Origin of the sequence: Bradyrhizobium elkanii USDA 76, from assembly GCF_023278185.1 — a bacterium.
GTDB lineage: Bacteria > Pseudomonadota > Alphaproteobacteria > Rhizobiales > Xanthobacteraceae > Bradyrhizobium > Bradyrhizobium elkanii.
This window is the reverse complement of the sequence record NZ_CP066356.1, coordinates 5,407,002-5,430,144: the sequence shown is the minus strand read 5'-3', so window position 1 is coordinate 5,430,144 and position 23,143 is coordinate 5,407,002. Positions and strand designations below refer to the sequence as shown.

Genomic DNA, 23,143 nt, shown 5'->3' with positions numbered 1-23,143 from the left:
CAGACGAATTGGTCTTGCCGAGCGGTGGGCAAAGGGGCAACGTTATGGCGTCATTGCATCGGTCGGGCGTCCACGGCTGAATGCCATGATTGTTGGCACGACGCCAGGCGCATGAGAGCCCACTATGTACCGTGATCTCCAATGGTCCCCAGCCGAAAAGAAGATTGCGCGCAAGGCCTATGATTCGGCGGTGGAATGCGCGCTCGCCAAGGTGATGGTCGAATTCAAGAGCAGGGCCGTTGCGGCAGCGACGCCGTCGGAGATGTGGGAAGTTGGCGAGTATCTGCACCAGCAAAGGAGGGAGCTCGATGAGATGTTCGACTATCGATACTCACAGCTCCCGCTTGTCTTCGCACGGCTCATCCGAGAACAGCATCTCGACGAGGCGCTGCTCGCGGGTTTGTCGGACGAGAAGCGCCAGGTGATCCGCTCTATTCTTTCCCTAGCCGAAAGGTGATCGCAAATCGCTTCACGCGCGGCTGCGCTTCGGTCGCCGGATGGCACGCACCTTGTTGTTGGCGGAGCCGCTACCGCAGAAGAAGCGGTCGGCGCCGTCGGACTCGAGGCCAGAGACGAACACGCCCTGCGGCATCTCCAGCTTTTCCATGACTTCGCCAGTCTGCGGGTCAATGCGCCGCACGTCGCTTTCATCGCCTTCCCAGGTGCCGTGCCAGAGTTCGCCATCGACCCAGGAGACGCCGGTGACGAACCGGTTGCTTTCGATGGTGCGCAGAACCTTGCCGGTTTCCGGATCGATCTGAACGATGGTGCGATCGCGATACTGGCCGACCCACAGCGAGCCCTCCGCCCAGGCGAGGCCCGAGTCGCGGCCGCCGCCGGGCGAGGGGATGGTGGATATCACGCGCGCGCTCTGCGGCTCGATCTTCAGAATGCGGTCCTCGGCGATCTGGTAGAGGTGCTTGCCGTCGAAGGCGGTGCCGGCATGGGCCGCGATATCGAGGGTGCGGGTGGTGTTGCCGCTGTCGGGATCGAAGGCCACCAGGCGATCGCCGGCCGCGAACCAGACCTGCTCGCCGTCGAAGCTGACGCCGCCGACGTTCTCGACGCCGTCGAAGGGGCCGTATTCCCGGATGATCTCGGCCGTGGCCTTTTTCATGCTGCGCTCCTGTCGCCTGGAGCTTCGGTTCTGATTGAATCAGAATCGAGGCTCCAGATTTCCTGTTTTGACGCATTTTCTTCGCACGAAGCGATATCCGCTTCGCTCGAAAACGCTCCAATTGCGCCCCGATGCTAGCCGTTCGGCAGCGGGGCAGGGAGTAACAAGGTCGTCGTGAATCCCGGTACCGGCGGCGTCATCCAGCGCCGGGCGCGGGCACGGCCGACTGACTGCACCTTGCCGGTGGCGGCCAATGTGTCGAGCGCACGCTGCACGGTGCGCTGGCTCGCCCCCAGCGCGACCGACAGCGCGGAGCTCGACCAGGCCTCGCCGTCGGCGAGAAAGGCCAGCACCGCGGCATGCTCCTCCTCGACCGGCAGCGCCAAAACGCTCACCTCGCGCCGGCCATGCGGCTCCAGCACAAAGCCGTCCGGCGTGGCGCTGAGATCGGCCAGCGGCCGCAGCGCGCGGCGCAGCCGTCCGATCTCGACACGTAGCCGCGCACGGTGCGATTCATCGGCGTGCTTGCCGCGAAAGGCCCGCGCGATCAGCGCGCCGCGCGACACGTCCTGCGGCCACGCCTCGCCCAGCGCGCGCGCGAGCGCGAACAGCACCGGCCGCCGGGTCAGCGAGACCGTGGTGCTGATATCGCGCACGACATAGCGGCAGGCATCGACGACGAGCGCCTTCGACGCCATCAGGGCTTCGACCTCCTCGAGCAAGAGCGGCCGCTCGCTGCCGCGCGCGATCAGACGCGCCGCGGGTGTCGCGAGCAGGCGCGCGGTGCTTTCGACCTCGGCCGCGAGTTCGGCGATGCCGGCGCGGCGCGCGGCTTCCCTTGCGCGGGCCAGCGCTTCGCGTGCCGGCTTGGTCCGCAATCGCCGCATCGCGATTCCGGCGACCACCAGTTCATGGCCGACCCGCAGCGCCGGCGGGAACGGCGCCGGGTCGAGACCATCAAGCATGCGCTCGGCCGCATCGAGGCTCCCGATCAGCAGCAGGCGGCGAATTTCGAGATAGCCGGCATGGGCGGCATTGAGCGCATCGCCTCGCGCCGCGAGCGTTGCGCGTGCCGCGGCGAGGCTCTTCCCGGGAAAGGAAAGGTCGCGCGACACCAGCGCGATCTCGGCCTCCGCCACCACGCAGCGCGCCCGCGCGACGGCTTCGCGCGGGCCGAAGGCGCGGCCTGCGCGCCGCAGCAGCTCCTTGGCGCGGGCGAATTCGCCGAGCCGGGCCATCGCGATGCCGCGCAGCGCCAGCGCCGGCGCATCGTCACGCAGGGCCACCCGTTTCAGTGCGCCGAGGGGATCACCCGCCGCGAGCGCGCGCGCCGCAGCCGTAATCAGCGAGTCCATTCGAATCCCGACACACTTGTCACTCTCACCCTCCGAGGCCCGGTCCTAACCTAGCACATGACGACATGGATCATCTCCAGAGAGATCGAACGATGACCGAAATCGAAACACGCGAGGTCTGGTTGAGGGGCAGGTTTGGCGGACGGGGCCAGGCTTTGGCGCGCCTGCTGTCGCTGGCGGCGGCGCCGACCTTTGCCGTGATGGCGCTGATTGCCGCGATGGCGCCGGCCGACATGATCTGCGGCGCGATGCAGGGGCCGCTGTCATTGCAGGGCATGGTCCCGATGTACGCGCTGATGAGCGCATTTCATCTGGCGCCATGGCTGCGCCTGTTCAGATGACTGGCTCACCCCTCCGGCAAAGTGAAGACCGCGCATGGCCGCGCAATGCCGCGCAATTCATGACTGCCGAGCGCGACCAGCGGCGTCTCGGTCTCGGCGGCGAGGGCGCCCGAAACCAGCACGGTCTGCTCGAGCGGCTTGCAGAGCCCTTCGAGCCGGCTCACCAGATTGACCGCGGCGCCGATCGCGGTGAAGTCGAGGCGGTCGGCGGCGCCGATATTGCCCCAGTGCACCTCGCCGAGATGCAGCGCCGCGCCGAATGGCAGGGGCGGCAAGCCCTGCTTGCGTCGCTCTACGTCGAGATGCGCCATGCCGACGCGCGCCGCCGACACCGCGCGCAATGCCGCCTCGGATGCGTTGCGCGCGCTGGTCGTGACCGGAAAGATCGCGAGCAGGCCGTCGCCGATGAATTTCAGCACCTCGCCGCCGAAGGCGTGGATGGCGCCCGCGATGCGGTCGAACCAGGCATCGAGCGCCGCGATCACCTCGGCAGGCGGATGGCTTTCCGACAGCGCGGTGAAGCCGCGAAGGTCCGCAAACAGCAGTGCCGCCCGGATGGTTTCGCCGGTATTGCGCCGCAATGGCGATGCCAGCACGCGCGCCGCGCTGCGTCGGCCGAGATAAGCCTCCAGTGCCGCCGTCAGTGTCGCGCGTGCCGCGAGCGCGGCGAGCGGCGCAGCCATGAACCGCGCCGCCTCGCGCAATTGATCCGCCTCGGCAGGTGTGAAGGCGCGTGTCCCGATCCAGCCGAGGGTCGGGCCATCCGGCCGCGTTCCAATCGTGCCCTCGTGGATCGGGCCGGGCGCGAGGGTTCCGAGCCAGCGCCGGCCGGCGTCGCCGGACCCCACCATGTCGGGCATCGCAAACGGTTGTTCCGGCGCGAATCCGAGCGCTTCGATAACCTCGCCATTGTCGGCACGCCACAGCCAGGTTCGTCTTGCAATCAGGGGGTGCGGAACCTCGAGCGTCAGAGCGCCGCCGGCAAGCGGCAGGCCATCCGTGATAAGGTGGCTACCGAGGTCCGCCAACAACCGGTTGGCGCCCGCGGTCTCGGCGGCGGCGTCGACCAGCCAGCTCAGCGTCGATGACAATTGCATCACACCATCATGGGGTTGACGCACCGCCCTTGTCACGAATTATCCCTGAGCACCGACCGTCAATGGAGCATGGATCGATGACTGAAGCCTTCATCGTTCAACGCGAGATCCAGATCGCAGCCCCGGCTGCAACCGTGTTCGCCTTCCTGACCGATCCGCAGAAGATCGTGAGCTGGATGGGGCTCGAAGCCGCGACCGAGACGCATCCCGGGGGCCTCTACTTCCTCAAGGGGCTCGGCAGCGATCGCAGCCGCGCCGCGCGCGGTGCGTTCCGCGAGGTCGTGCCGGTGCATCGTCTCGCCTACAGCTTCGGCTGGGAGGGCAGCGAGGAAGTTCCGCCGGGATCGAGCCTGATCGAGATCGACCTGATGGAGCAGGACAACGGCACGCTGCTCCGCATGACCCATAGCGGCCTCCCGAACGCCGCGCAGTGCGAGAGCCATGACAAGGGTTGGGCGCACTATATGGGCCGGCTCTCGCTGGCGGCCGTCGGTCGGGATCCTGGTCCGGACCGCGGTCCGGCGTGAGGCAGCTAGGCCTTCTGCAGGAGTTTGTCGGCCACTATGTGTCACGGCCGACAACAAGGAAGGTGTGGAAGCAGGGCGGGCGCTGGTCGATGCCGTTTGGCCGACATATTCCGTCTGCTAATAGTGGATTGATCCGGGACCGCCGCTCCTGTGGAAACCGCAATCCGTGATGCCTGACGTTCCGAATCTTTCCGAGCGACTGAGACAGAAGGACTTTCTCGGTTTCTTCAGCCGGTCGGCCGTGGACAAGGCCCTTGTTTACCGTGCCCAGGGCCGCGTCTCGGAAGTGGAGATCAGTGAGGATCTCACCCGCGTGCATGCGCGGGTGAGTGGAACCGAACGCAAGCCTTATCGGGTCGATATCGTGCTGGAGTTTGACGGCGATCGACTGGTCGACGTTGACGGCGATTGCAGCTGTCCAATGGCCGTGAACTGCAAGCATGTTGCCGCGACGCTCTTTGAAGCCTTGCACCGGCGGGCACGTTCGGCCGGTACGCCAATGCTGGCGTCGCGAGGCGCCGCGGGAAATGGGCAGCTGCGACCTGACGCGGCGCTGCCCTACCAAATCACGGAATGGATCGAGACGGTCGGCCGGTCGGTGCGGGAATCAGACTATCCGCCCGATGTCACGCAGCGATTGCTCTACTATCTGCAGCCCGCGTTGTCGGCAGGCTGCGTTCCCTGCATGGACGTGTCGCTGGTATCCGTGAAAATCCTGAAGACAGGCGAGTTCGGCAGCAAGGTGTCGCAGCCATCTTTGGCCGATTTTTCGGTCGATCGCGCTCCGAAATATTATCTCGGCTCCGACATTGACGTCCTCGTCAGGCTGTCCAGCGAGTTTCGGTCCGGCTACACGCTGGGCCGACGCGCGTATTCGGCCGATGTCCTGAAACGGATCGTCGCGACGGGGCGGGCGTTCTGGCGTGATCACAGTGGCGTGGCGCTGCAATGGAGCGATGCGCGCGACGGTCGCATCGCGTGGCGTCAGGTCAGCAAGGACGGGATCGGTCCGCTGTTGACCGTTGAAGATGCAACGGCGCTCAACGCCGAGCCGCCGGTCTATGTCGACGCGGCTGCCGGATTGATCGGGCCGATCGGGTTGAATCTTCCGGAACGGCTGAGCTGCCGGCTTTTGTTGGCGCCTGCGATCCCGTATGCCCATGTCGCGCAAGTCGTGCAACATCTAGGCCAGAAATTGCCCGGCCTCGATCCTGGCTGGTTGCCGGAGCCTCCCGCCGCAGCGGTGAAGATCAACGTGGATCCGGAGCCGGTGCTTCGCCTCATGCTGGGGCGCAAGATGACCCATGGCTATTACTATGGCGGCGACCGTACGCCCGACCGCGTACCGGTGGCCCGCGTCAGCTTCCGATACGGCCCGGTCGAAATCGAACAGTCGGAATCCGCGCATCGCGTGGAGTCGTTCAGCGACGGAAGCATTCACGTCGTTACGCGACGCAAGGCCAAAGAGAAGGAGATGGCTGCACGACTGACCAGTCTCGGCCTGGTCGACGCGAGATCGGCTTTCCCCCTGCTCGATGCCGTGCATACGAAGGACCTGGCCTTCGCGCAGCCGGCGGAATGGCTCGACTTCCTCAACGTCGAGGCCGCCGGTTTGCAAGCGGCTGGTTTCGAGATCCGCATCGACGACGATTTCCCGTACCGCCTGGCGACGTCATCCGGGGTGTTCGATGCCGATTTCGAAAGCAGCGGCATCGACTGGTTCGAGCTAGCGCTCGGGATCGAGATTGATGGCGAACGCCGCGATCTTGCCCCGCTACTGGCCACGCTAATATCGCAACCCGGATTTGCGCCAGAGACGGTCAAGCGGCTCGCGGACGATGGCGGCAGCGTCTACCTGCCGCTGGCCGACGGCCGCTATCTGGCGATGGCGGCCGATCGCTTCCTTCCGCTTGTACTGGCGCTCCATAGCCTGGCCTTGCGCGAAGCCTTCGTTGATGCGTCAGGGAAGATCCGCCTCTCGCGCGCCCAGATCGTGCCGCTGTTCGGTCTCGAAGCCGATCATTTCGTCTTCAGGGGAGCGGAAAATCTTCGTCGTATGGCGGGACTGCTCAGTGCCCGCGGATTGCCTTGTCCCGTCCTGCCATCCGATTTCAACGCGGCCTTGAGACCCTACCAGACGCAAGGCGTGGCCTGGCTCGACCTGCTCAGGGAGAGCGGCCTGGGCGGCGTACTGGCCGACGACATGGGACTGGGCAAGACCGTTCAGATCCTGGCGTTGTTGGCGCTGGAGAAGGCGCGCGGTCATCTGACGGATCCCGCGATCGTCATCGCTCCCACAAGCCTGATGACCAACTGGTTCAACGAGGCGCGCAAGTTCACGCCAGGCTTAAGGGTTCTCGTTCTGCATGGTCCTGACCGCAGGCAGAGTTTCGAAGCGATCGCCGATCACGATCTGGTTCTTACGACCTATCCGCTGATCGCGCGCGACCACGAGGTGCTGCTCGCGCGCGAATGGCACGTCGCAGTGCTTGACGAGGCTCAGACCATCAAGAATTCCAACACGGCGACGACGCGTCGGCTCCAGGGCATCCGCGCGCGGCATCGCTTCTGCTTGACCGGCACGCCGATGGAGAATCATCTCGGCGAACTCTGGTCGATCATGAGCTTTGCCAATCCAGGGTATCTCGGCGATCGGGCGACGTTCGTGCGCGACTGGCGGACGCCGATCGAGAAGCGCGCTGACCTCGGACGCGCCCGGGTGCTGACGCACCGCATCAAGCCATTCTTGTTGCGGCGGACCAAGCAGGAGGTGGCCGCCGAGTTGCCGCCGAAAAGCGAGTTTACAGAGGGTGTCGTCCTCGAAGGCAGCCAGCGGGAGCTCTACGACGCCATCCGTCTGTCGATGTCGGAAAAGGTCCGCAAGGCGATCCGGGAACGCGGCCTGGCCAAGAGCCATATCGTCGTGCTCGAAGCCCTTCTCAGGATGCGTCAGGCCTGCTGCGATCCCGCGCTGCTGAACCTCGGCGACGGCGTCCAGCGTCCGTCGGCAAAACTCGATCGGCTGATGGAGATGGTCGAAGAACTCCTGAGCGAGAAGCGCAAGATCATCGTATTCTCGCAGTTTACCTCCATGCTGGCGCTGATCCGCAAGCGCTGCGACGCGCTCGCGATCCGGTACAGCGTGCTAACCGGTGAAACGAAGGACCGCAGGAGCGCGATCGACGGGTTTCAGAACGGTGCCAGCGACCTCTTCCTGATCAGCCTGAAGGCCGGCGGTGTCGGACTCAACCTGACGGCCGCGGATACCGTGATCATTTTCGATCCCTGGTGGAATCCCGCGGTCGAGGAGCAGGCCATCGATCGTGCTCATCGCATCGGTCAGGACAAGGCCGTTTTTGTCTATCGGCTGGTGGCTGCCGGTACGATCGAAGAGAAAATGGACGAACTCAAGGCCCGCAAGCGCGCGCTGGCCGACAGCATTTTCGATTCCCAAGGACGCATCGGCGCTGCGCTCACGGAAGAGGACGTGCAGGCACTGTTTGTGGATTGAACATTGCCTGGTCCAGATTTGGTGACGGCTTTTGCCGAACTGGCCGCGTCATGTCGGCCATTTCGAGCCGAGGATGATCGAGCAGAAGTTCACCCTGGCGTAGTTCATGTCCTTCAGCGCCAGCACGTCGGCCTTGACGTTGCCGAAGGTGGTCAGCGGCTTCCTGATGGTGCCGGCGGCGAAATGATCGATGATGTTCTCCTTGAAGTTCGCCTCGCGCGGATGGTGCGCGCAGACATGATCGCGGTGCTCGTGCGAGAAATCGTCGTAGGCGATGCCGAGCACGTCCATCTCGACGCCGGCGGTGACCAGCGCAATGGTCGGACGCATATGCTCGGGGACGCCAGGCGTGGTGTGCAGGGCGATTGAGGTCCAGACGTCCTCGATGTCGCGCTCCGGAACGCCATAGCCCTTGAGAAAGTCGCGCGCGGCGTTGGCGCCGTCGACCTCGAAGCGCAGATCGGGGCTCGCGTGAGCAGCGGTGAGGCCCATGTCATGAAACATGGCGCCGATATAGAGCAGCTCGGGATCGAATTTCAGCTTGCGGCGGTTGCCGGTCAGCGCGCCCCAGAAGAACACGCGGCGGCTGTGATTGTAGAGCAGGTCGTCCTCGGTATCGCGCACCAGCTGGGTGGCGGCGCGGGCCATCGCGCTGTCGGGTACGCGGATGCCGGCGATGATCTCGGTCATTTCAAGACGCTCCTCGATGTGGCAAGACGATGCCGTGGCGTGCGAACACGCGAGCCCGGCGCTCGTCTCTGCGGTGTGTGCGGATCGCCGGGTGGCGCGATCCGTGGCGTGCTTGTCGCCGTTTGGGCCCGGTCCCGCAACGATCGCGCGCCGCCGGATCGGGCCAACCAGACGTCGTTTCGCGCCAGCGGGCAGGGAGAAGGCATGGCGGTTCAGAGAGTCGCGATCGCGATTCACGAAGGGGTTCAGGCGCTCGATGTCGCGGGTCCCGTCGATGTGTTCGCGGAGACGAACGGCTTTGTGCCGGCGGGCGATGGCTATGAGACCGTGCTAGTCGGTGCCGGCTGCGAACCGCTCCGCGCGTCGAACGGCATGAAGATATCGGCCGATCTCAGCTTCGCCGAGGCACAGCAGAAGTTCGATATCCTGCTCGTGGCGGGCGGGCCGGCATTGCCCGACGCCGCGCCGGATCCCGAACTGACACAGTGGCTGCGTGGGGCGCCAGCGCGCGCCGAGCTCTATGGTTCGATCTGCACTGGCGCCTTCGCGCTCGGCCATGCCGGGCTGCTCGACGGCCACAAGGTGACGACGCATTGGCAGAACGCGCAGCTGCTGGCGGCGCGCTTTCCCGCGGCCGAGGTGATCTTCGACCGCATCTACATTCGCGACGGACATCTGATGACCTCAGCCGGCGTGACCGCAGGGATCGATCTCGGGCTCGCGCTGGTCGCCGAACGGCACGGGCCGCAGGTTGCGGTCGCGGTGGCCAAGCGGCTGGTCGTGGTGGCGCAGCGCCAGGGTGGGCAGTCGCAATTCAGTCCCTATCTCACCGCGCCGGTCGATGAGGATTCGCCGATTGCGCGCGCGCAGGCGCATGTCATGCAGCACGTCGGCGAGCGCCACACGCTGCAGTCGCTGGCGGAAGCCGTCGGCATGAGCGTGCGCAATTTCGGCCGCGCCTTTGCGCAGGAGACCGGAATCACGCCGCATGAATTCGTCGAGCGGGCGCGGGTCGACGCCGCGCGCCGGCTGCTCGAGGGCTCGGACCGGCCGCTGAAGGCGGTTGCGTTCGACTGCGGCTTCGGCTCGGCCGACCGGATGCGGATCGTGTTCAGCGAGCGGCTCGGCGTGTCGCCGGCGCAGTACCGCGCGAGTTTTCGCAAACTGTGATGCGGTTCATCAACCGGAGGCTGTATCGGGGATAGGATCGACGTCGCCGACGCCGGATCCTGCCACACATCTTCTCCCGAGAGGCCGCCATGGACGCGCTCACGCTCTTCATCATCCGTCATGCCGAGAAGCCGGGCGATTCCTGGCCGGGACCCGGTTTCACCGCGGATGGCGTCTCCGACACCGAGTCGCTTGTGCTCCGTGGGTGGGAGCGTGCGGGCGCGTGGACCGCGTTGTTCGGCACCGATCTCACCGGCGGTGACTATGCCAAGCCCGATGCAATCTATGCCGCGACACCGGGCACCACGGCCAATCAGCCGCCGTCGAGCCGTCCGGCCGAGACGATCTCGGCGCTTGCCGCACGGCGCGGCCTGACCCCGAACGAAAGCTTTGGCAAGGGCGATGAGCCGAGGCTGGTGCCTGCGGTGCTGGCGCTGAAGGGCGTCGTGCTGCTGTGCTGGGAGCACAAGGCGATCATCTCCGATATCCTTCCGCTGATCCCGGTCAGCAAGGGCACCCCGCCGACCAAATGGGAGGGCAGCCGGTTCGACGTCGTGCTGCGCTTCGACCGCGCCAAGGGCGACGACAAGTTCGCCTTCAAGGAGCTGTTTCCGAAATTGCTGTCGGGCGATTCCGACAAGCCGCTGGGTGGCTGAATAGCGTCGCAGCTTGGCCGATCAGTCGAGCCCGAGCGCCTTGCGCGACTTCCGCGTCAACTTTTCGACGATGAGCGCATGCGCCTGGTCGAGATAGGCCTTGAGCTCAGCGTCGGGCAGGGAGTCGTTCGCCATCAACTGCACCCATTTGGCGCGCGCCAGATACGGCGCCGGCCGCGCCAGGCCCTGCTCGATCAGCAGCTGATAGGCCATGTTCGAGGTCTTGAACATGAAGCCGCCGGTGCTCTCGATGTAGCCGCCGGCCAGCGCGAACATCTTGCCGCCGACCTTGAACACCGACGTGCCTTCCCATTGCACCACCTTGGTGGCGGCGGGCAGGCGCAGACAATGGGCTTCGAAGGTCTTGGGGCGCATGGATCGCAAGGCTGGAAGGCGTTCCAAGCCATAGGCCAGCCGCATGAAGGTCGACAAGCCCGGACTGAGCCCGGCCAGCCCTCGGCCAGCACCAGCCGCCGCTTCGTCCCCGACGTCTCACGAAAATGTGGGTTGTCGTCCTTCCATCTGTAGATATATCGTAAGATATATTTTCAGTAAGGGATGCGCAAATGAGACGATCGATGTTTCGCGACCGGGACGATGACGGCTTCCGGTTCGGGTTCTTCGCCATGGGCCGGCATGGCAGGGGCGGTCACCGCTTTGGCCGCGGCGGCCATGGCTTCTTCGGGCGGGGTGGCGGCGGTGATTTTCCGGGATCGCGGCGGCTCTCGTCGCAGGATCTGCAACTCGTGATCCTCGCGCTGCTCGGCGAGCAGCCGGCTCACGGCTACGAGCTGATCAAGCGGATCGAGGAGCGGTCGGACGGCTTCTACAGCCCGAGCCCGGGCGTGATCTATCCGGCGCTGACATTCCTCGAGGAGATTGGCCATGCCAGCGTCACCCAGGACGCGGCACGCAAGCTCTACAGCATCACCGAGCAGGGCAGGGCGTATCTCGGCGAGAACCGTACGACCGCGGATGCCATTCTCGAGGCGCTGTCGCGGATCGGCCGCCGCATGGAAGAGGTGCGCGAAGCCTTCGCCGGCGTGAGCGATCTCGATGGCGAAGCGTCCGACGAGGTGCACCGTGCCCGTCACGCGCTGAAGAGCGCGCTGCGCCAGAAGCGCGGCTGCGATGTCGCCGAGGCGCGGCGGATCGCAAAGATTCTGGACCGCGCGGCCGCTGAGATCCTGCAGCAATGACGCAGTCGCAAAGGAGCCCCTTCATGTACAACGCCGAACCGCACAGCGCGATCCGTGATGCCCGCGTCACCGCCGTCATCGAGCGCCTGCAGGCCACCCGCCGGGCGCCCGTGCGCGGCAACCCGATGCAGAGCGGCAGCCGCGACCCGCACGACTATGCCGAGCAGGGATTCTCGATCCACCCGGAGCAGGGCGAGCTGATCTATCTGTTGTGCCGCGGCCTGCGCGCCAAGCGCGTCGCCGAGTTCGCGACCTCGGTCGGAATGTCGACGCTCTATTTCGCCGCCGCGATACGCGACAATGGCGGCGGCACCGTGATCGGGTCGGAGATCGTGCCGGCCAAGGTCGCAGCGGCGAAGCGCAATCTTGCGGAGGCCGGCCTTGCCGACTACGCCGACATCCGCGAGGGCGATGCGCGCAAGACGCTGCGCGATCTCGGTGGTCCCGTCGACTTCATCCTGATCGACGGCTGGCCGGGCGACAAGGGGCCGACGCTGGCGCGCCAGGTGATCGAGATCGTCGCGCCGCAGCTTCGCGTCGGCGGCTATGTCATGAACGACAATGCCGAGGCGGATTTCCTGGAGTTCGTGCGCGATCCCAACAATGGCTTCGTGTCGATCACGCTGCCGCTCAAGGGTGGCACCGAGCTCTGCCTGAAGGTGGCGTAGCGGGGTTTTCACCTGCTTGCGTGATTGTGAGCCACAACCACAACACGCCATGCTGGATTTTGCCGGCGCTTCTTGCTCTGTTCGAGGAAAATCAGGAGCGAAGCGCCGCATGTCCGAAGTCCCGCCCAATCATCCGCTCGATCGCCCGATCTGGAGCGCGCTGACCACGAGACAACGCGCGCTGGCGGAAGGCGGCGCCGACGCGCGCCGCTTTCCGCTCGCGATCGCACCCTTCGCCGACATGGTCGACATGTCGCCAAAGAGCTTTGCCGCGCTCGGTGCGCTGCTGTCGGGACCTGAGATCGCGGTGCTGTTCACGCTCGATCCTGTCCCGGTGCCGCCGGAGTTCAAGGTGCTGCTGGCCGAAACCGGCGAGCAGATGATCGGCACGCCCGCTGACCATTCTGTGCCCGGCGTCGAGATCGTCACGCTCGGCGCTGCCGACGTTTCTGCAATGATGACGTTGACGGAGCTGACGAAGCCCGGACCGTTCAGTGCGCGGACGCATGAGCTCGGCAGCTTTTTCGGCATCCGCATCAATGGCGAACTGGTCGCGATGACCGGCGAACGGATGAAGCCGGGGAACTACACCGAGATGACCGCTGTCTGCGTGCATCCCGAGCATCGCGGCCGGGGCTATGCGCAGGCGCTGCTGTCGGCGGTCGCCCGCCAGATCGTGGCGCGCGGCGAAATTCCATTCCTGCACGTCTTCACCAGCAACGTCTCGGCGATCGCGCTTTATCGCCGCCAGGGCATGGAGATCCGCCGCCGGCTGCACATCACGGTGTTGCAGAAACAGGGATAGGGATGCGCGGCAAAGCGGGTTGAGGGAAATCCCTCATTCCTCATCGCCGATCTCGTGCTTACCTTTGCCGGATCGCAACACGATGAGAGAGGATATCTCAATGTCCGAGCAATCCCAGGACAAGCGTCCCGTACCCGATCCGGCGGAGAACAACGCTTTCTTTCCGTCGCCTTACTCGCTTGGGCAATTCACCTCGGCCAAGTCGGATCTCTCCGGCGCGGACTATCCCAACGCCTACAGGGGTGGCCGCTGGAAAATTCTGATGATCGCCGCGGACGAGCGCTATCTGCTGTTGCAGAACGGCACGATGTTCTCGACCGGCAACCATCCCGTCGAGACCTTGTTGCCGATGTATCACCTCGACAAGGCGGGCTTCGAATTTGACATCGCGACCGTGTCAGGCAATCGGGTCAAATTCGAGCTCTGGGCATTTCCGAAGGAGGACGACGCGGTCAAGAGCATCTACCAGAAGTATCTCGCCAGGCTGAAGCAGCCGCTGAAGCTCTCCGACGTGATCGAAAGCAAGCTCGGCAAGGATTCCGACTATATCGCGGTGTTCATTCCCGGCGGCCATGGTGCGCTGATCGGCTTGCCCGAAAGCACCGACGTGAAGGCCGCCCTGAAATGGGCGCTCGACAACGACAAGCACATCATCTCGCTTTGCCATGGCCCGGCGGCGCTGCTGGCGTCCGCGGTCGGCGAAGCCAAGGGCGACTATCCCTTCAAGGGCTACAAGATCTGCGCATTTCCCGACGCCATCGATCGGACCACGCCCGATATCGGCTACATGCCCGGCGCGCTGACCTGGGCTTTCGGCGAACAGTTGCAGGCGCTCGGCGTCGAGATCCTGAACAAGGACATCACCGGCAAGACCCATCAGGATCGCAAGCTGATCACCGGTGATAGCCCGTTCGCCGCCAACAATGTCGGCAAGGCGGCCGCAAAGGCTCTGCTCGATACGCTCGGCGAGCGCTGAGCGGTCGGCGGCTCAACCTCCGGGCGGCGCGAATCTCGCCGCGCCGCCGGCGGCGGGCCAATGTCGTGCGCCTTGCAGGCCGATCTCGCTTGAGGGAAAATCCTCAACGCGCTGGGCCGCGCGCGAACGGCCTTCCGCAAGACACGATGGCACCGCATGGACCGCTACATCGAAGCCGTGGTTGCGATCGAGGGCAGCGAGAGCTTGGCCGCGATCCAGGCGGCGGTGCGGTCTGCGAGCGTGCCGCTCGGCTACGACCGGTTCGTGATGTTCTCGGCATCGCCGGCACGAGAGGACCTGGTTGACCGGATCTACTGGGTCGAAGGCGACTGGTTCGGCACAGGCGTGACCGTCGATGCCGAAACCTATGTCCGGCATTGCCCGGTGACGCGCAATTTCCTCAATGTGGACGAGGCGTTTTTCTGGACCAAGGTGATGTCGGCGCGCGGCGAGAAGTACCGCGTGGTGCGCACGCCGCGCGGGCCCGGTTTCCATGGACTGCAGGTTCCCGTGTTCGGGCGCACCGGCCTTGAAGGCGCGATGAGCTTCGCCGGGACGCGGATCGATGCGTCGCCGCGGACCCGTGCGGCGCTGGCGATGATCGGCGCCGCGGCCTTCCGCGCCGCTCGCGGGCTGATGGAAGCGCACGAGCCGAACGGTGCGTCGAGCCTGTCGCCGCGCGAGCGCGAGGTGTTGCGCTGGATCTCCGCCGGACGACGCCAGGCCGACATCGCGGCATCGCTCGGCCTGTCCGAACGCACGGTCGAGAACCATTTGCGGCGCGCGCGGCTTCGGCTCGGCGTCGCCACGACAGCGCAAGCCATCCGGCTCGCGATCCGCAGCGGCGAGATCGAGGACTGAGGCGGTTGCGGACGGCCGCCACGGAGCCGGGCGGGCGATAGCTGAGCTCAGTGTTTCTTCGACGTCTTTGCCCTGATCTTCGCCGTATGCGTGCCCGCAGCGATCCGCGTCAATGCATCGGTAAATGCACGTGCCGCAGGTCCCAGCGGTTCATCGAGCCGGTGGGCGAGATAGGCCTCCATCGCAAGCGCGGCGTTGCGGCCGAGCGCGCCGGTTTCGACCCGCACCAGGCGGCGCTCCTTGAGGTCGCGCGCCACCTGCCAGAGCGGCAGCCGGCCCCAGCCGAGCCCGGCCAGGATCATGGCGTGCTTGGTGTCCTGATTGCTCACCCTGCAAATCTGCGGCGAGAGCACGCCGAAGCTGCGGCCCTCCGACAGCGGGGTCGGATCCGACAGCACGATCTGCAGATGATCGGCGAGATCAGCCACGCTCTTGCGGCCGCGGCGGCCGAGTGGATGGCCGGCGGAGGGGACGGCGACAATCTGCACCGCGCAGATCGCATCCAGCGCGAGGCGGGGATCGCGAAAATCCTCACCGACCGTGACCGCGAGCGCGCTGCGCCGTTCGGTCAAGCCGGTGATCGGACCGCCCATCGGTTCGACCGCGAGCCGCACGCTGATGGACGGATAGGCCGCCCGCATTTCCGTCAGCGCCGCGCCGACCGCGGCGATCGGAAACAGCGTATCGACGACGAGCGAGAGTTCCGATTCCACCCCGTCGCCCAGGCCGCGCGCCCGCGCCCGCATCGCGTCGACACGGAGCAGCAGGTCGCGCGCGTTGCCCAGCAGCGCCTTGCCCTCGGCCGTCAGCGCCGGGCGATGGCTGGAGCGGTCGAACAGCGTGAGCCCGAGCTCGGCCTCGAGGTTGGCGATGGCATGGCTGACCGCGGATTGCACCCGCGCCAGTTTGGTCGCGGCGGCGCGAAAGCTGCCGCTCTCGGCGATGGCGACAAAGGTGCGGATCTGGTCGAGCGTGAGGTTATCGAGCATGATCTATGAAATCGATCAATCGGATGCAAAACATATCACTCCTGTCGATGGTCGGGAAACGCTATCTCTGTGTCGTGAGCCGGGGGCGGAGTGGACGCATGACGATCGAGACGGCCGTGATGCAGCAGAGCGAGGCGAAGCGATGGGCCACGGTCGCGATCGTGATCGGTTGCGGGATCGGCGCGGCGCTGCAGGTCGGCAAGGTTCCGATTGCCGCCTCGATGCTGCAACAGAGCCTCGGCATCGACCTTGCCGCGGTCGGAACGATCGCCGGCATCTTTGCGGTCCTGGGGCTTGTCGGCAGCGTCCCGGCGGGCGTGGTGATTGCCGCGGTTGGCACGCGCAGGGTGCTGCTGTGCGGTCTCGCGGCGATCACGCTGGGGGCAGGCTCGGGCGCGCTCGCGCCACAGCTCGCGGTGCTGCTCGCATCGCGCCTGCTGGAGGGGCTCGGCTTCCTGCTGGTGATGGTCGCGGCTCCTGCACTTCTGGATCGTGTCGTCGATGTCAGCGCACGCGATGTCACCATGGCGGTGTGGAGCTGCGTGATGCCGTTCGGGATCGCGCTGGCGCTGGTCGCCGGCCCGATCTTCGATGGCTGGCGTACGATCTGGTGGGCCAGTGCTGCCTTTGCCGGTGTGCTGTTCATCCTTGCGAGCCTCATCGCGCCTGAAGTGGCATCGCGGACCGGTCCCGCGCGGGCCGGGCTGATGCAGGAAGCCACCGCGCTGGCGCGGCGCCGCACCCCGGCGCTTCTGATGGTGCTGTTTGCGCTCTACAGCCTGATGTTCTTTGCATTGTTCAGCTTCCTGCCGATCCTGCTGACCGAGCGGCTCGGCGTGTCCAGCCAAGGCGCCGGCGCGCTCAGTGCGTTGGCTGCGGCCGGCAATGTTGTCGGCAATCTTGCCGCCGGTCATCTGCTTGCGCGCGGCGTCAGCCGCAACCTGCTGATCGCCGTGGCGGCATTCGCGATGGGCGCGTCCGCGCTCGGAATCTTCCTGCCGGTGCTCGGCGGGTGGGGGGCATTCTGGCTGTGCCTTTTGTTCTCCGCGATCGGCGGCCTGATCCCGGCCACCTTGCTTGCAACCGCGCCCGCGGCAGCGCGATCGGCGGCGATGGTGCCTGTCATGATGGGCCTGTTGATGACGGGCAGCAATTTCGGCCAAGTCACCGGTCCGATCGCGGTCGGCGCTGTGGTCTCGGCATCGGGCTGGGGCGCGGCCTGCGTCATGGTGGTGGCCGCGGCGATCCTTGCCGGCCTCGCGGCATGGATGCTGGCGCGCTGCGATCACAAGCGCGTAAGCGAGGCGACGGACCCGGCTTGACGCCGCGCGCGCAGGGGCCGAAGGAGTGAAGGTCTCTCACGCCAACGACAACAGGAACCTTCATGACACGCGTGCGCTGTATCACCGAAATGGGCATGGGCGTCGACGTCCACGGCCGCGACGCCACCAAGGCCGCCAAGCGGGCCGTCTCGGACGCGATCCGCCATTCCAGCCTCGGCTTCTTCCGCATGCTCGGCAAGACCGCCAACGACATGTTCGTCGACGTCACGATCGCCGTGCCGAATCCCGAAGACGTCGATACCGCAGCGGTCGCGAAGGAATTGCCCTATGGCACCAAGACCGTGAAGGCGATCGCGGGCGGGCTCGAGATTCCGTCCGATCTCGGCAACGACCCGATCCTGATCGCGAACGCCGCCGTCATCGTCAGCTTCGACGACGGCAAGTGACGGAAGCGCGTCAGGCGACCGGCATGCGTGCGCTATTCGCCGCCTCTGAAATAGTCGGGCTTGCCGGTCGTCCACGTCTCGCCCCAATGCTGGCCGCCGCCGTCGACGGTCAGCGTCTCGCCGGTGATGAACTTGCCGGAGGGCGCGGCGAGGTAGACGGCGGCCTCCGCAATGTCCCAGGGCGTGCCCGGGCGCATCATCGGATTGGAGCGCGGATAGGCCGCGCGCGCCGCCTCGCTGTAAACGTTCCAGCCCTCGGTCTCGATCGCGCCGGGCGCGATGCAGTTGATGCGGACGTTCAGCGGCGCCCATTCGACCGCGAGCGCGCGCGACAGGCCGATCACACCGGAACGTGCCGCGATCGAGTGCGCAATGCCGTAGAGGCCGTGCGTCGTGACCACGACGATATTGACGATGCTGCCGGGATGCTTGCGGTCGCGCCAGCGCTGCGCCGCGGCCTGCATCATGTACCAGGTGCCGTTGAGGTTGGTGTTGATGACCGCATTCCAGCCCTTGATGGAGACGTCGATCGCGGGTTGCGGGAACTGGCCGCCGGCGCTGTTGACGAGATGATCGACACGGCCATGCTCGGTCCACAGCGCCTCGAACATCGCGTTGACTGCATCCGGATCCTTGATGTCGGCGACATGCGCGGACGCCTTGAGCCCGCGATGGACGAGATGATCGACCAGTGCGTCGAGCCTGTCGGCATTGCGGCCGGCGACCACGACATGCGCGCCGAGCCGGGCGAACAGCCATGCGATGGCGCGGCCGATGCCGCCGGCGCCGCCGGACACCACGACCACCTGACCGCCGAGCGCATCGGCCGCGAACACGGTCGGGTGCGTTGCGAGCTCGTCGTCGGAGAGGCCGAGCGTTGCGCCCGTTGTTGCGCCTGTCTGTTGATCGTCCATGGCCGGTTGCAGACCTTGCGGCTTTCACTGAGCTCCGTACATTAGCCGTCCAACAACAACCCTGCAAAGCAACAACCCTTGCAAAGAATGTCGACATGACCGACTTGTCTGCCTTTTCCATCACAAAGCGCTGGCCCGCCCGGCATCCGGACCGCCTGCAGCTCTATTCGCTGCCGACGCCGAACGGCGTGAAGGTCTCGATCATGCTCGAGGAGATCGGGCTGCCCTACGAGGTCCATCTCGTCGACTTCAACAAGGATGACCAGAAGACGCCGGAGTTCCTGTCGCTGAACCCGAACGGCAAGATCCCGGCGATCCTCGATCCCAACGGTCCGGGCGGCAAGCCGCTGCCGTTGTTCGAATCCGGCGCCATCCTGCAATATCTCGCCGACAAGACCGGCAAGCTGTTGCCGGCGGACGCGGCGCGCCGCTATCAGGCCATCCAGTGGGTGCATTTCCAGATGGGCGGCATCGGACCGATGTTCGGCCAGGTCGGGTTCTTCCACAAATTCGCCGGCAAGGATTACGAGGACAAGCGGCCGCTGCAGCGCTACGTCGCCGAGTCCAGGCGCCTGCTCGGCGTGATGGAGACGCATCTCGCCGGACGGCTGTGGTTCATGGACGATGAATACAGCATCGCCGACATCTCGATGCTCGGCTGGGTGCGCAATCTGACCGGCTTCTACGGCGCGCGCGAGCTCGTCGAATTCGACCAGTTCACGCAGGTCGCCGCCTGGCTGGAGCGCGGTCTCAAGCGGCCGGCGGTGGAGCGCGGATTGAATATTCCGAAGCGTCCCTAACGCGCCGACTTCAGCAGCTCATAGACGACGGGATTGTCGGCACAGGCGGCAAAGCCGCACTCGAGCAGGGTGGAGAGCACATTCAGTGCCGTCAGCCCGATCACCAGCCACACCGCGCCCTGCGCGCACCTGCCGGGCGAGCTGCCCGGCGCCGCGCGGTGCTCGAACTGGCGGTCGAACAGCAGCATCGCCGCGAGCAGCAGGATCGCGGCGACGAAGCCGATCAGCGCCCACGTATAATAGTGATAGCCGAGCAGCGCCGAGCCGTAACCGGCATCGCCGGGGAGGATGTGCAGCAGCACCTGCCGGGTCGAGACCGTCGCGCCGAGGACGGCCGTCAGCAGCGACAACGCATAATGACTCGGCCGCGGCCCGAAGCGGATATTGAGGATCGGCCCGATCGCCAGCAGGGCGAACAGGAGGCGCTGCAACAGACAGAGCGGGCAGGGCAGCTCGTGGAGCAGCAGCTGCGCGGCAAAGGCGGCGGCCAGCACCAACGCCAGCCCATAGAGCGCGACGGCATTGAGGGTGACGGCCTGCGTGTCGTTCATGGCCGGCCTCAGAACGACAAGGTGAGACGGTCGGTAGCGTGGTGCAGCAAGGTCGCGACGCAGGCGATCAGGATCACCGCGAACAGGCCGATCGCGACGGGGCGCGGGCCACGCCAGGCCACCAGCATGGCGATGGTGATGGCGAGAAACAATGCCGTGAAGTCCATTCCCAGCCTCCCGATGCGATCCGCACGCAGTCTATGACAGATTCGTGTGCGCTCGCGACGGCGCGAAGCGGCATTGTCGCTTGCGCGCGGCTCCGCCAAGATGGCATCACCAGTTGAGTTCATCCTAGCCGGGGCGCCTCATGACTACAGCCGCGATCAAGCCCGTTGCCCGTCCCCATCATCAGCCCTGGTACAAGATCCTCTACGTCCAGGTGCTGATCGCGATCGTGGCTGGTGTCCTGATCGGATATTTCTATCCGAATCTCGGCAAGGAATTGAAGCCGCTGGGCGACGGCTTCATCGCGCTGATCAAGATGATGATCGCGCCGGTCATCTTCTGCACCGTGGTGCACGGCATCTCCTCGATGGGCGATCTCAAGCGCGTCGGCCGGGTCGGGTTGAAGACGCTGATCTATTTCGAGGCGGTGTCGACGGTGGCGCTTGCGGTCGGTCTTCTGGTCGGCGAGCTGCTGCAGCCCGGCCACGGCTTCAATATCGATCCTTCCACGATCGATCCGAAATCGGTCTCCAACTACGTCACGCAGGCCAAGGAGCAGGGCATCGTCGCCCATCTGATGGCGATCATTCCGGACAGCTATCTCGGTGCGGTCGCGCGCGGCGACCTGTTGCAGGTGCTGCTGATCTCGATCCTCTCGGGCTTCGCCATCGCTCTCATGGGCAAGGTCGGCGAGCCGATTGCTTCCGCGATCGACATGGCCGCCAAGATGTTCTTCGGCATCATCCGGATCATCGTCCGCGCCGCGCCGCTCGGCGCATTCGGCGCGATGGCCTTCACGGTCGGCGCCTACGGCCTCGGCTCGCTGCTGAATCTGGCGGCGCTGATCGCGACCTTCTATCTCACCAGCATCCTGTTCGTGCTGATCGTGCTGGGCGCCATCGCACGGCTCGCCGGCTTCTCGATCATCCGCTTCATCGCCTATATCAAGGACGAGCTCCTGATCGTGCTCGGCACGTCGTCGTCTGAGACGGTGCTGCCGCAGATGATCCAGAAGATGGAGCATCTCGGCGCCTCGCGCTCGGTGGTCGGCCTCGTGGTGCCGACCGGCTACAGCTTCAATCTCGACGGCACCAACATCTACATGACGCTGGCGACGCTGTTCCTGGCGCAGGCCACCAACACGCATCTGACGATCTGGCAGGAGCTCGGCATTCTGGGCATTGCCATGATCACCTCGAAGGGCGCCTCCGGCGTCACCGGCGCGGGCTTCATCACGCTGGCCGCGACGCTGTCGATCGTGCCCGACATTCCGATCCAGTCGATCGCGATCTTGGTCGGCATCGACAAGTTCATGAGCGAGTGCCGCGCGCTCACCAACCTGATCGGCAACGGCGTCGCCTGCGTCGTGATCAGTCTGTCGGAAGGCGAGCTCGACAAGCAGGCGCTGCACGAGACGATGGCGCATCCGCTCGAGCTCGGCGAGGCGCTGGAGCCGGGCGGCTCCGGCTAGAGCAATATGAAGTGATGGGGCCGTCGCAGGGGGCGCCGCCAAAATATCGAAAACAACCCCATGCAAAGGAGCCGGCGGCGGCCGGCGTTCGACCAGGCAACTTGACATGTCGGGCAACTCAGGGGTATTCTTCTAATATTCCGAAATTGCGCAGAGGGCCGCTCCAAGGCATTTCGCACATATGCGCGAAGCCTTGAGCGCATGATGCGCATCGCTGGTCCGTTGGCGACGGGCTTGGCTCTGCGAGTTAGGTCATCCAGCCCAATCCAGGAGCGCTCAACCATGCTCACCGTCTATGGCGAAGGTCGCGGCTTCCGTGTTGTCTGGCTGCTCGAGGAATTGGGATTGGCCTATCGGCTGCGCCCGGTCGATCTGCTCGCAGCCGAGAAGGATCGCGATTTCCTCGCAATCAACCCCGCCGGCTTCATTCCCGCGCTGCAGGACGGCGAGACGATCATGGTCGAATCGATTGCGATCCTCGAGTACCTGCTCGCCCGCCACGGCTCGGGTTCGCTTGCCGTCGCCCCTGACGATCCCGCCTTCGCTTCCTATCTGCAGTTTCTCCACTTGGGCGAGGCCGGGCTCGCCGGGCCGATGAACGCCGTCATTGTCGGTCGCCAACTGGCACCCGAAGCCGAGCGAGATGCCCAGGTTACCTGCTGGGCTCTCGAGACCTTCGAAAGCCGGCTGGGGTTGGTTATCCGCCGCCTCGCGGATTGCCCCTATGTCGCCGGCGACCGATTCACTGCTGCCGATATCTCGGTGAGCTACGCCCTCCTGCTCGGCATGCGAACCGGCAACTACGTCCCCGGTTTGACCGAGCGGGACTATCTCGCCCGCACGACGGCACGCGCTGCCTACGTCCGAGCGATGGAAAGCTGCAAGGCCACCAAGGCTTGGGCGGCGAGGTCACCGGGATTGTAGTGCTCGAACTGAGTCTCGACGTTCTTTCCGACGTTAAGGTGATGGAGTTCGCGCCAACTGCAATGCAGCCTCAACGCCGCCATCCAAGATCTTCTGCGCTTCGTTAGCGTCGGGCACGGCCCGCGCAAACTGCAGGGTGCCCACCATGAGCCCGAAGATGGCGGTTGCGCGCCGTTGTTTTTCTACAGAATCTGTGCCGGGAAGTAGCGCGGCCAAAGTGGCAATGTAGCTTCGCAGCGCTTTCTCGTAATCTTGCCTGATGGACAGGGGCTGGCGCGCGATTTCCGGAAGCAACGCCGCGGAGGGGCAACCGTCCGCAGGGGCTTCGAGGTGAGCGCGGTTCAGGTATCCACGAACTGCGCTTTCAAGGTCGAGGCCCTTGAGCTGATCTTCATCAAGGCGATGCTGCTGACCGTCCAGTGCCAGTGCCAGCGCCTCGCGAACAAGCACCCGCTTGGACTCGAAGTGCGGCGAGAAAGCCCCTTTGGTCAGGCCAGCCTCGCCCATAATCGCCGTAATTCCTGTCGCGGAGATGCCGTCCCGGCGCATGCACTTCGATGCCACATCGACAATGTGCCGTCTTGTCGACAACTTGTGACCTTTCTCGAAACGCATCTTCTGCCAACT

Annotated in this window: 26 protein-coding genes; 16 read left to right on the top strand and 10 right to left on the bottom strand. The window is 65.4% G+C overall.

Annotated elements, in window-relative coordinates:
- Positions 1-124: 124 nt before the first annotated feature.
- Positions 125-457 (top strand): hypothetical protein, encoded by a 333-nt coding sequence (locus JEY66_RS26500; protein ID WP_018271221.1) that lies wholly within the window; start codon positions 125-127, stop codon positions 455-457.
- Positions 458-469: 12 nt separating this feature from the next.
- On the opposite strand, the gene JEY66_RS26495 is transcribed toward JEY66_RS26500, so the two are convergent.
- A complete protein-coding gene (locus JEY66_RS26495; protein ID WP_018271222.1) occupies positions 470-1,117 on the bottom strand; it encodes a Vgb family protein in 648 nt (215 codons plus the stop codon).
- 134 nt (positions 1,118-1,251) lie between these two features.
- Complete coding sequence (locus JEY66_RS26490) at positions 1,252-2,472, bottom strand: hypothetical protein (protein ID WP_018271223.1); 1,221 nt, start codon at positions 2,470-2,472, stop codon at positions 1,252-1,254.
- Positions 2,473-2,564: 92 nt separating this feature from the next.
- On the opposite strand from JEY66_RS26490, the gene JEY66_RS26485 reads away from it, so the two are divergent.
- Positions 2,565-2,813, top strand: coding sequence for a hypothetical protein (locus JEY66_RS26485; protein WP_018271224.1), 249 nt, complete (start codon positions 2,565-2,567; stop codon positions 2,811-2,813).
- Between the two features lie 5 nt (positions 2,814-2,818).
- On the opposite strand, the gene JEY66_RS26480 is transcribed toward JEY66_RS26485, so the two are convergent.
- A complete protein-coding gene (locus JEY66_RS26480) occupies positions 2,819-3,910 on the bottom strand; it encodes an adenylate/guanylate cyclase domain-containing protein (protein ID WP_018271225.1) in 1,092 nt (363 codons plus the stop codon).
- A gap of 77 nt (positions 3,911-3,987) precedes the next feature.
- On the opposite strand from JEY66_RS26480, the gene JEY66_RS26475 reads away from it, so the two are divergent.
- Both JEY66_RS26475 and JEY66_RS26470 read left to right on the top strand, forming a co-directional pair.
- Positions 3,988-4,437: an SRPBCC family protein gene (locus tag JEY66_RS26475; RefSeq protein WP_026192669.1), complete on the top strand. Its 450-nt coding sequence runs from the start codon at positions 3,988-3,990 to the stop codon at positions 4,435-4,437.
- A gap of 169 nt (positions 4,438-4,606) precedes the next feature.
- A complete protein-coding gene (locus JEY66_RS26470) occupies positions 4,607-7,948 on the top strand; it encodes a DEAD/DEAH box helicase (RefSeq protein ID WP_018271227.1) in 3,342 nt (1,113 codons plus the stop codon).
- A 48-nt stretch (positions 7,949-7,996) separates the two neighbouring features.
- Here the strand turns inward: JEY66_RS26470 and JEY66_RS26465 are convergent, their stop codons facing one another.
- Positions 7,997-8,638 (bottom strand): HD domain-containing protein, encoded by a 642-nt coding sequence (locus tag JEY66_RS26465; protein ID WP_018271228.1) that lies wholly within the window; start codon positions 8,636-8,638, stop codon positions 7,997-7,999.
- A 204-nt stretch (positions 8,639-8,842) separates the two neighbouring features.
- Here JEY66_RS26465 and JEY66_RS26460 point away from each other — a divergent pair, with 204 nt between their 5' ends.
- Together JEY66_RS26460 and JEY66_RS26455 are read left to right on the top strand one after the other, a co-directional pair.
- Positions 8,843-9,808 (top strand): GlxA family transcriptional regulator, encoded by a 966-nt coding sequence (locus JEY66_RS26460; protein ID WP_026192670.1) that lies wholly within the window; start codon positions 8,843-8,845, stop codon positions 9,806-9,808.
- Between the two features lie 89 nt (positions 9,809-9,897).
- Positions 9,898-10,464, top strand: a complete 567-nt coding sequence (locus JEY66_RS26455) for a hypothetical protein (protein WP_018271230.1) — start codon at positions 9,898-9,900, stop codon at positions 10,462-10,464.
- A 21-nt stretch (positions 10,465-10,485) separates the two neighbouring features.
- Here JEY66_RS26455 and JEY66_RS26450 read toward each other — a convergent pair whose 3' ends face one another.
- The gene (locus JEY66_RS26450; protein ID WP_018271231.1) at positions 10,486-10,839 is read right to left on the bottom strand and encodes an MmcQ/YjbR family DNA-binding protein; all 354 of its coding nucleotides are present in this window, start codon (positions 10,837-10,839) and stop codon (positions 10,486-10,488) included.
- 191 nt (positions 10,840-11,030) lie between these two features.
- Here JEY66_RS26450 and JEY66_RS26445 point away from each other — a divergent pair, with 191 nt between their 5' ends.
- The 5 genes from JEY66_RS26445 (at position 11,031) to JEY66_RS26425 (ending at position 14,973) form a co-directional block, all read left to right on the top strand.
- On the top strand, positions 11,031-11,663 hold the full coding sequence (locus tag JEY66_RS26445; protein WP_244620793.1) for a PadR family transcriptional regulator: 633 nt from the start codon (positions 11,031-11,033) through the stop codon (positions 11,661-11,663).
- A gap of 23 nt (positions 11,664-11,686) precedes the next feature.
- On the top strand, positions 11,687-12,331 hold the full coding sequence (locus JEY66_RS26440; protein ID WP_018271233.1) for an O-methyltransferase: 645 nt from the start codon (positions 11,687-11,689) through the stop codon (positions 12,329-12,331).
- A 109-nt stretch (positions 12,332-12,440) separates the two neighbouring features.
- Positions 12,441-13,136: a GNAT family N-acetyltransferase gene (locus tag JEY66_RS26435; RefSeq protein ID WP_018271234.1), complete on the top strand. Its 696-nt coding sequence runs from the start codon at positions 12,441-12,443 to the stop codon at positions 13,134-13,136.
- 100 nt (positions 13,137-13,236) lie between these two features.
- Positions 13,237-14,112, top strand: a complete 876-nt coding sequence (hchA, locus tag JEY66_RS26430; RefSeq protein WP_018271235.1) for a glyoxalase III HchA — start codon at positions 13,237-13,239, stop codon at positions 14,110-14,112.
- A 156-nt stretch (positions 14,113-14,268) separates the two neighbouring features.
- Complete coding sequence (locus JEY66_RS26425; protein WP_018271236.1) at positions 14,269-14,973, top strand: PA1136 family autoinducer-binding transcriptional regulator; 705 nt, start codon at positions 14,269-14,271, stop codon at positions 14,971-14,973.
- Between the two features lie 47 nt (positions 14,974-15,020).
- Here JEY66_RS26425 and JEY66_RS26420 read toward each other — a convergent pair whose 3' ends face one another.
- Positions 15,021-15,962, bottom strand: coding sequence for a LysR family transcriptional regulator (locus JEY66_RS26420; protein WP_018271237.1), 942 nt, complete (start codon positions 15,960-15,962; stop codon positions 15,021-15,023).
- A gap of 98 nt (positions 15,963-16,060) precedes the next feature.
- Here JEY66_RS26420 and JEY66_RS26415 point away from each other — a divergent pair, with 98 nt between their 5' ends.
- Both JEY66_RS26415 and JEY66_RS26410 read left to right on the top strand, forming a co-directional pair.
- Complete coding sequence (locus JEY66_RS26415; RefSeq protein ID WP_018271238.1) at positions 16,061-17,284, top strand: MFS transporter; 1,224 nt, start codon at positions 16,061-16,063, stop codon at positions 17,282-17,284.
- Between the two features lie 62 nt (positions 17,285-17,346).
- Positions 17,347-17,691 (top strand): Lin0512 family protein, encoded by a 345-nt coding sequence (locus tag JEY66_RS26410; protein WP_026192671.1) that lies wholly within the window; start codon positions 17,347-17,349, stop codon positions 17,689-17,691.
- 32 nt (positions 17,692-17,723) lie between these two features.
- On the opposite strand, the gene JEY66_RS26405 is transcribed toward JEY66_RS26410, so the two are convergent.
- Positions 17,724-18,605 carry an SDR family oxidoreductase gene (locus JEY66_RS26405; RefSeq protein WP_018271240.1) on the bottom strand — a complete coding sequence of 294 codons (882 nt, stop codon included), beginning with the start codon at positions 18,603-18,605 and terminating at the stop codon, positions 17,724-17,726.
- A gap of 95 nt (positions 18,606-18,700) precedes the next feature.
- On the opposite strand from JEY66_RS26405, the gene JEY66_RS26400 reads away from it, so the two are divergent.
- Complete coding sequence (locus tag JEY66_RS26400) at positions 18,701-19,405, top strand: glutathione S-transferase family protein (protein WP_018271241.1); 705 nt, start codon at positions 18,701-18,703, stop codon at positions 19,403-19,405.
- Here the strand turns inward: JEY66_RS26400 and JEY66_RS26395 are convergent.
- The gene (locus tag JEY66_RS26395) at positions 19,402-19,956 is read right to left on the bottom strand and encodes a disulfide bond formation protein B (RefSeq protein WP_018271242.1); all 555 of its coding nucleotides are present in this window, start codon (positions 19,954-19,956) and stop codon (positions 19,402-19,404) included. The genes JEY66_RS26400 and JEY66_RS26395 overlap by 4 nt on opposite strands.
- Positions 19,957-19,964: 8 nt before the next feature.
- Positions 19,965-20,123: a DUF5993 family protein gene (locus tag JEY66_RS26390; RefSeq protein ID WP_018271243.1), complete on the bottom strand. Its 159-nt coding sequence runs from the start codon at positions 20,121-20,123 to the stop codon at positions 19,965-19,967.
- 140 nt (positions 20,124-20,263) lie between these two features.
- Between JEY66_RS26390 and JEY66_RS26385 the strand changes: the two genes are divergently transcribed.
- Complete coding sequence (locus JEY66_RS26385; protein WP_018271244.1) at positions 20,264-21,592, top strand: dicarboxylate/amino acid:cation symporter; 1,329 nt, start codon at positions 20,264-20,266, stop codon at positions 21,590-21,592.
- Between the two features lie 282 nt (positions 21,593-21,874).
- Positions 21,875-22,516: a glutathione S-transferase family protein gene (locus JEY66_RS26380; RefSeq protein WP_018271245.1), complete on the top strand. Its 642-nt coding sequence runs from the start codon at positions 21,875-21,877 to the stop codon at positions 22,514-22,516.
- 33 nt (positions 22,517-22,549) lie between these two features.
- Here the strand turns inward: JEY66_RS26380 and JEY66_RS26375 are convergent, their stop codons facing one another.
- On the bottom strand, positions 22,550-23,131 hold the full coding sequence (locus JEY66_RS26375; protein ID WP_018271246.1) for a TetR/AcrR family transcriptional regulator: 582 nt from the start codon (positions 23,129-23,131) through the stop codon (positions 22,550-22,552).
- Between the last annotated feature and the right edge of the window lie 12 nt (positions 23,132-23,143).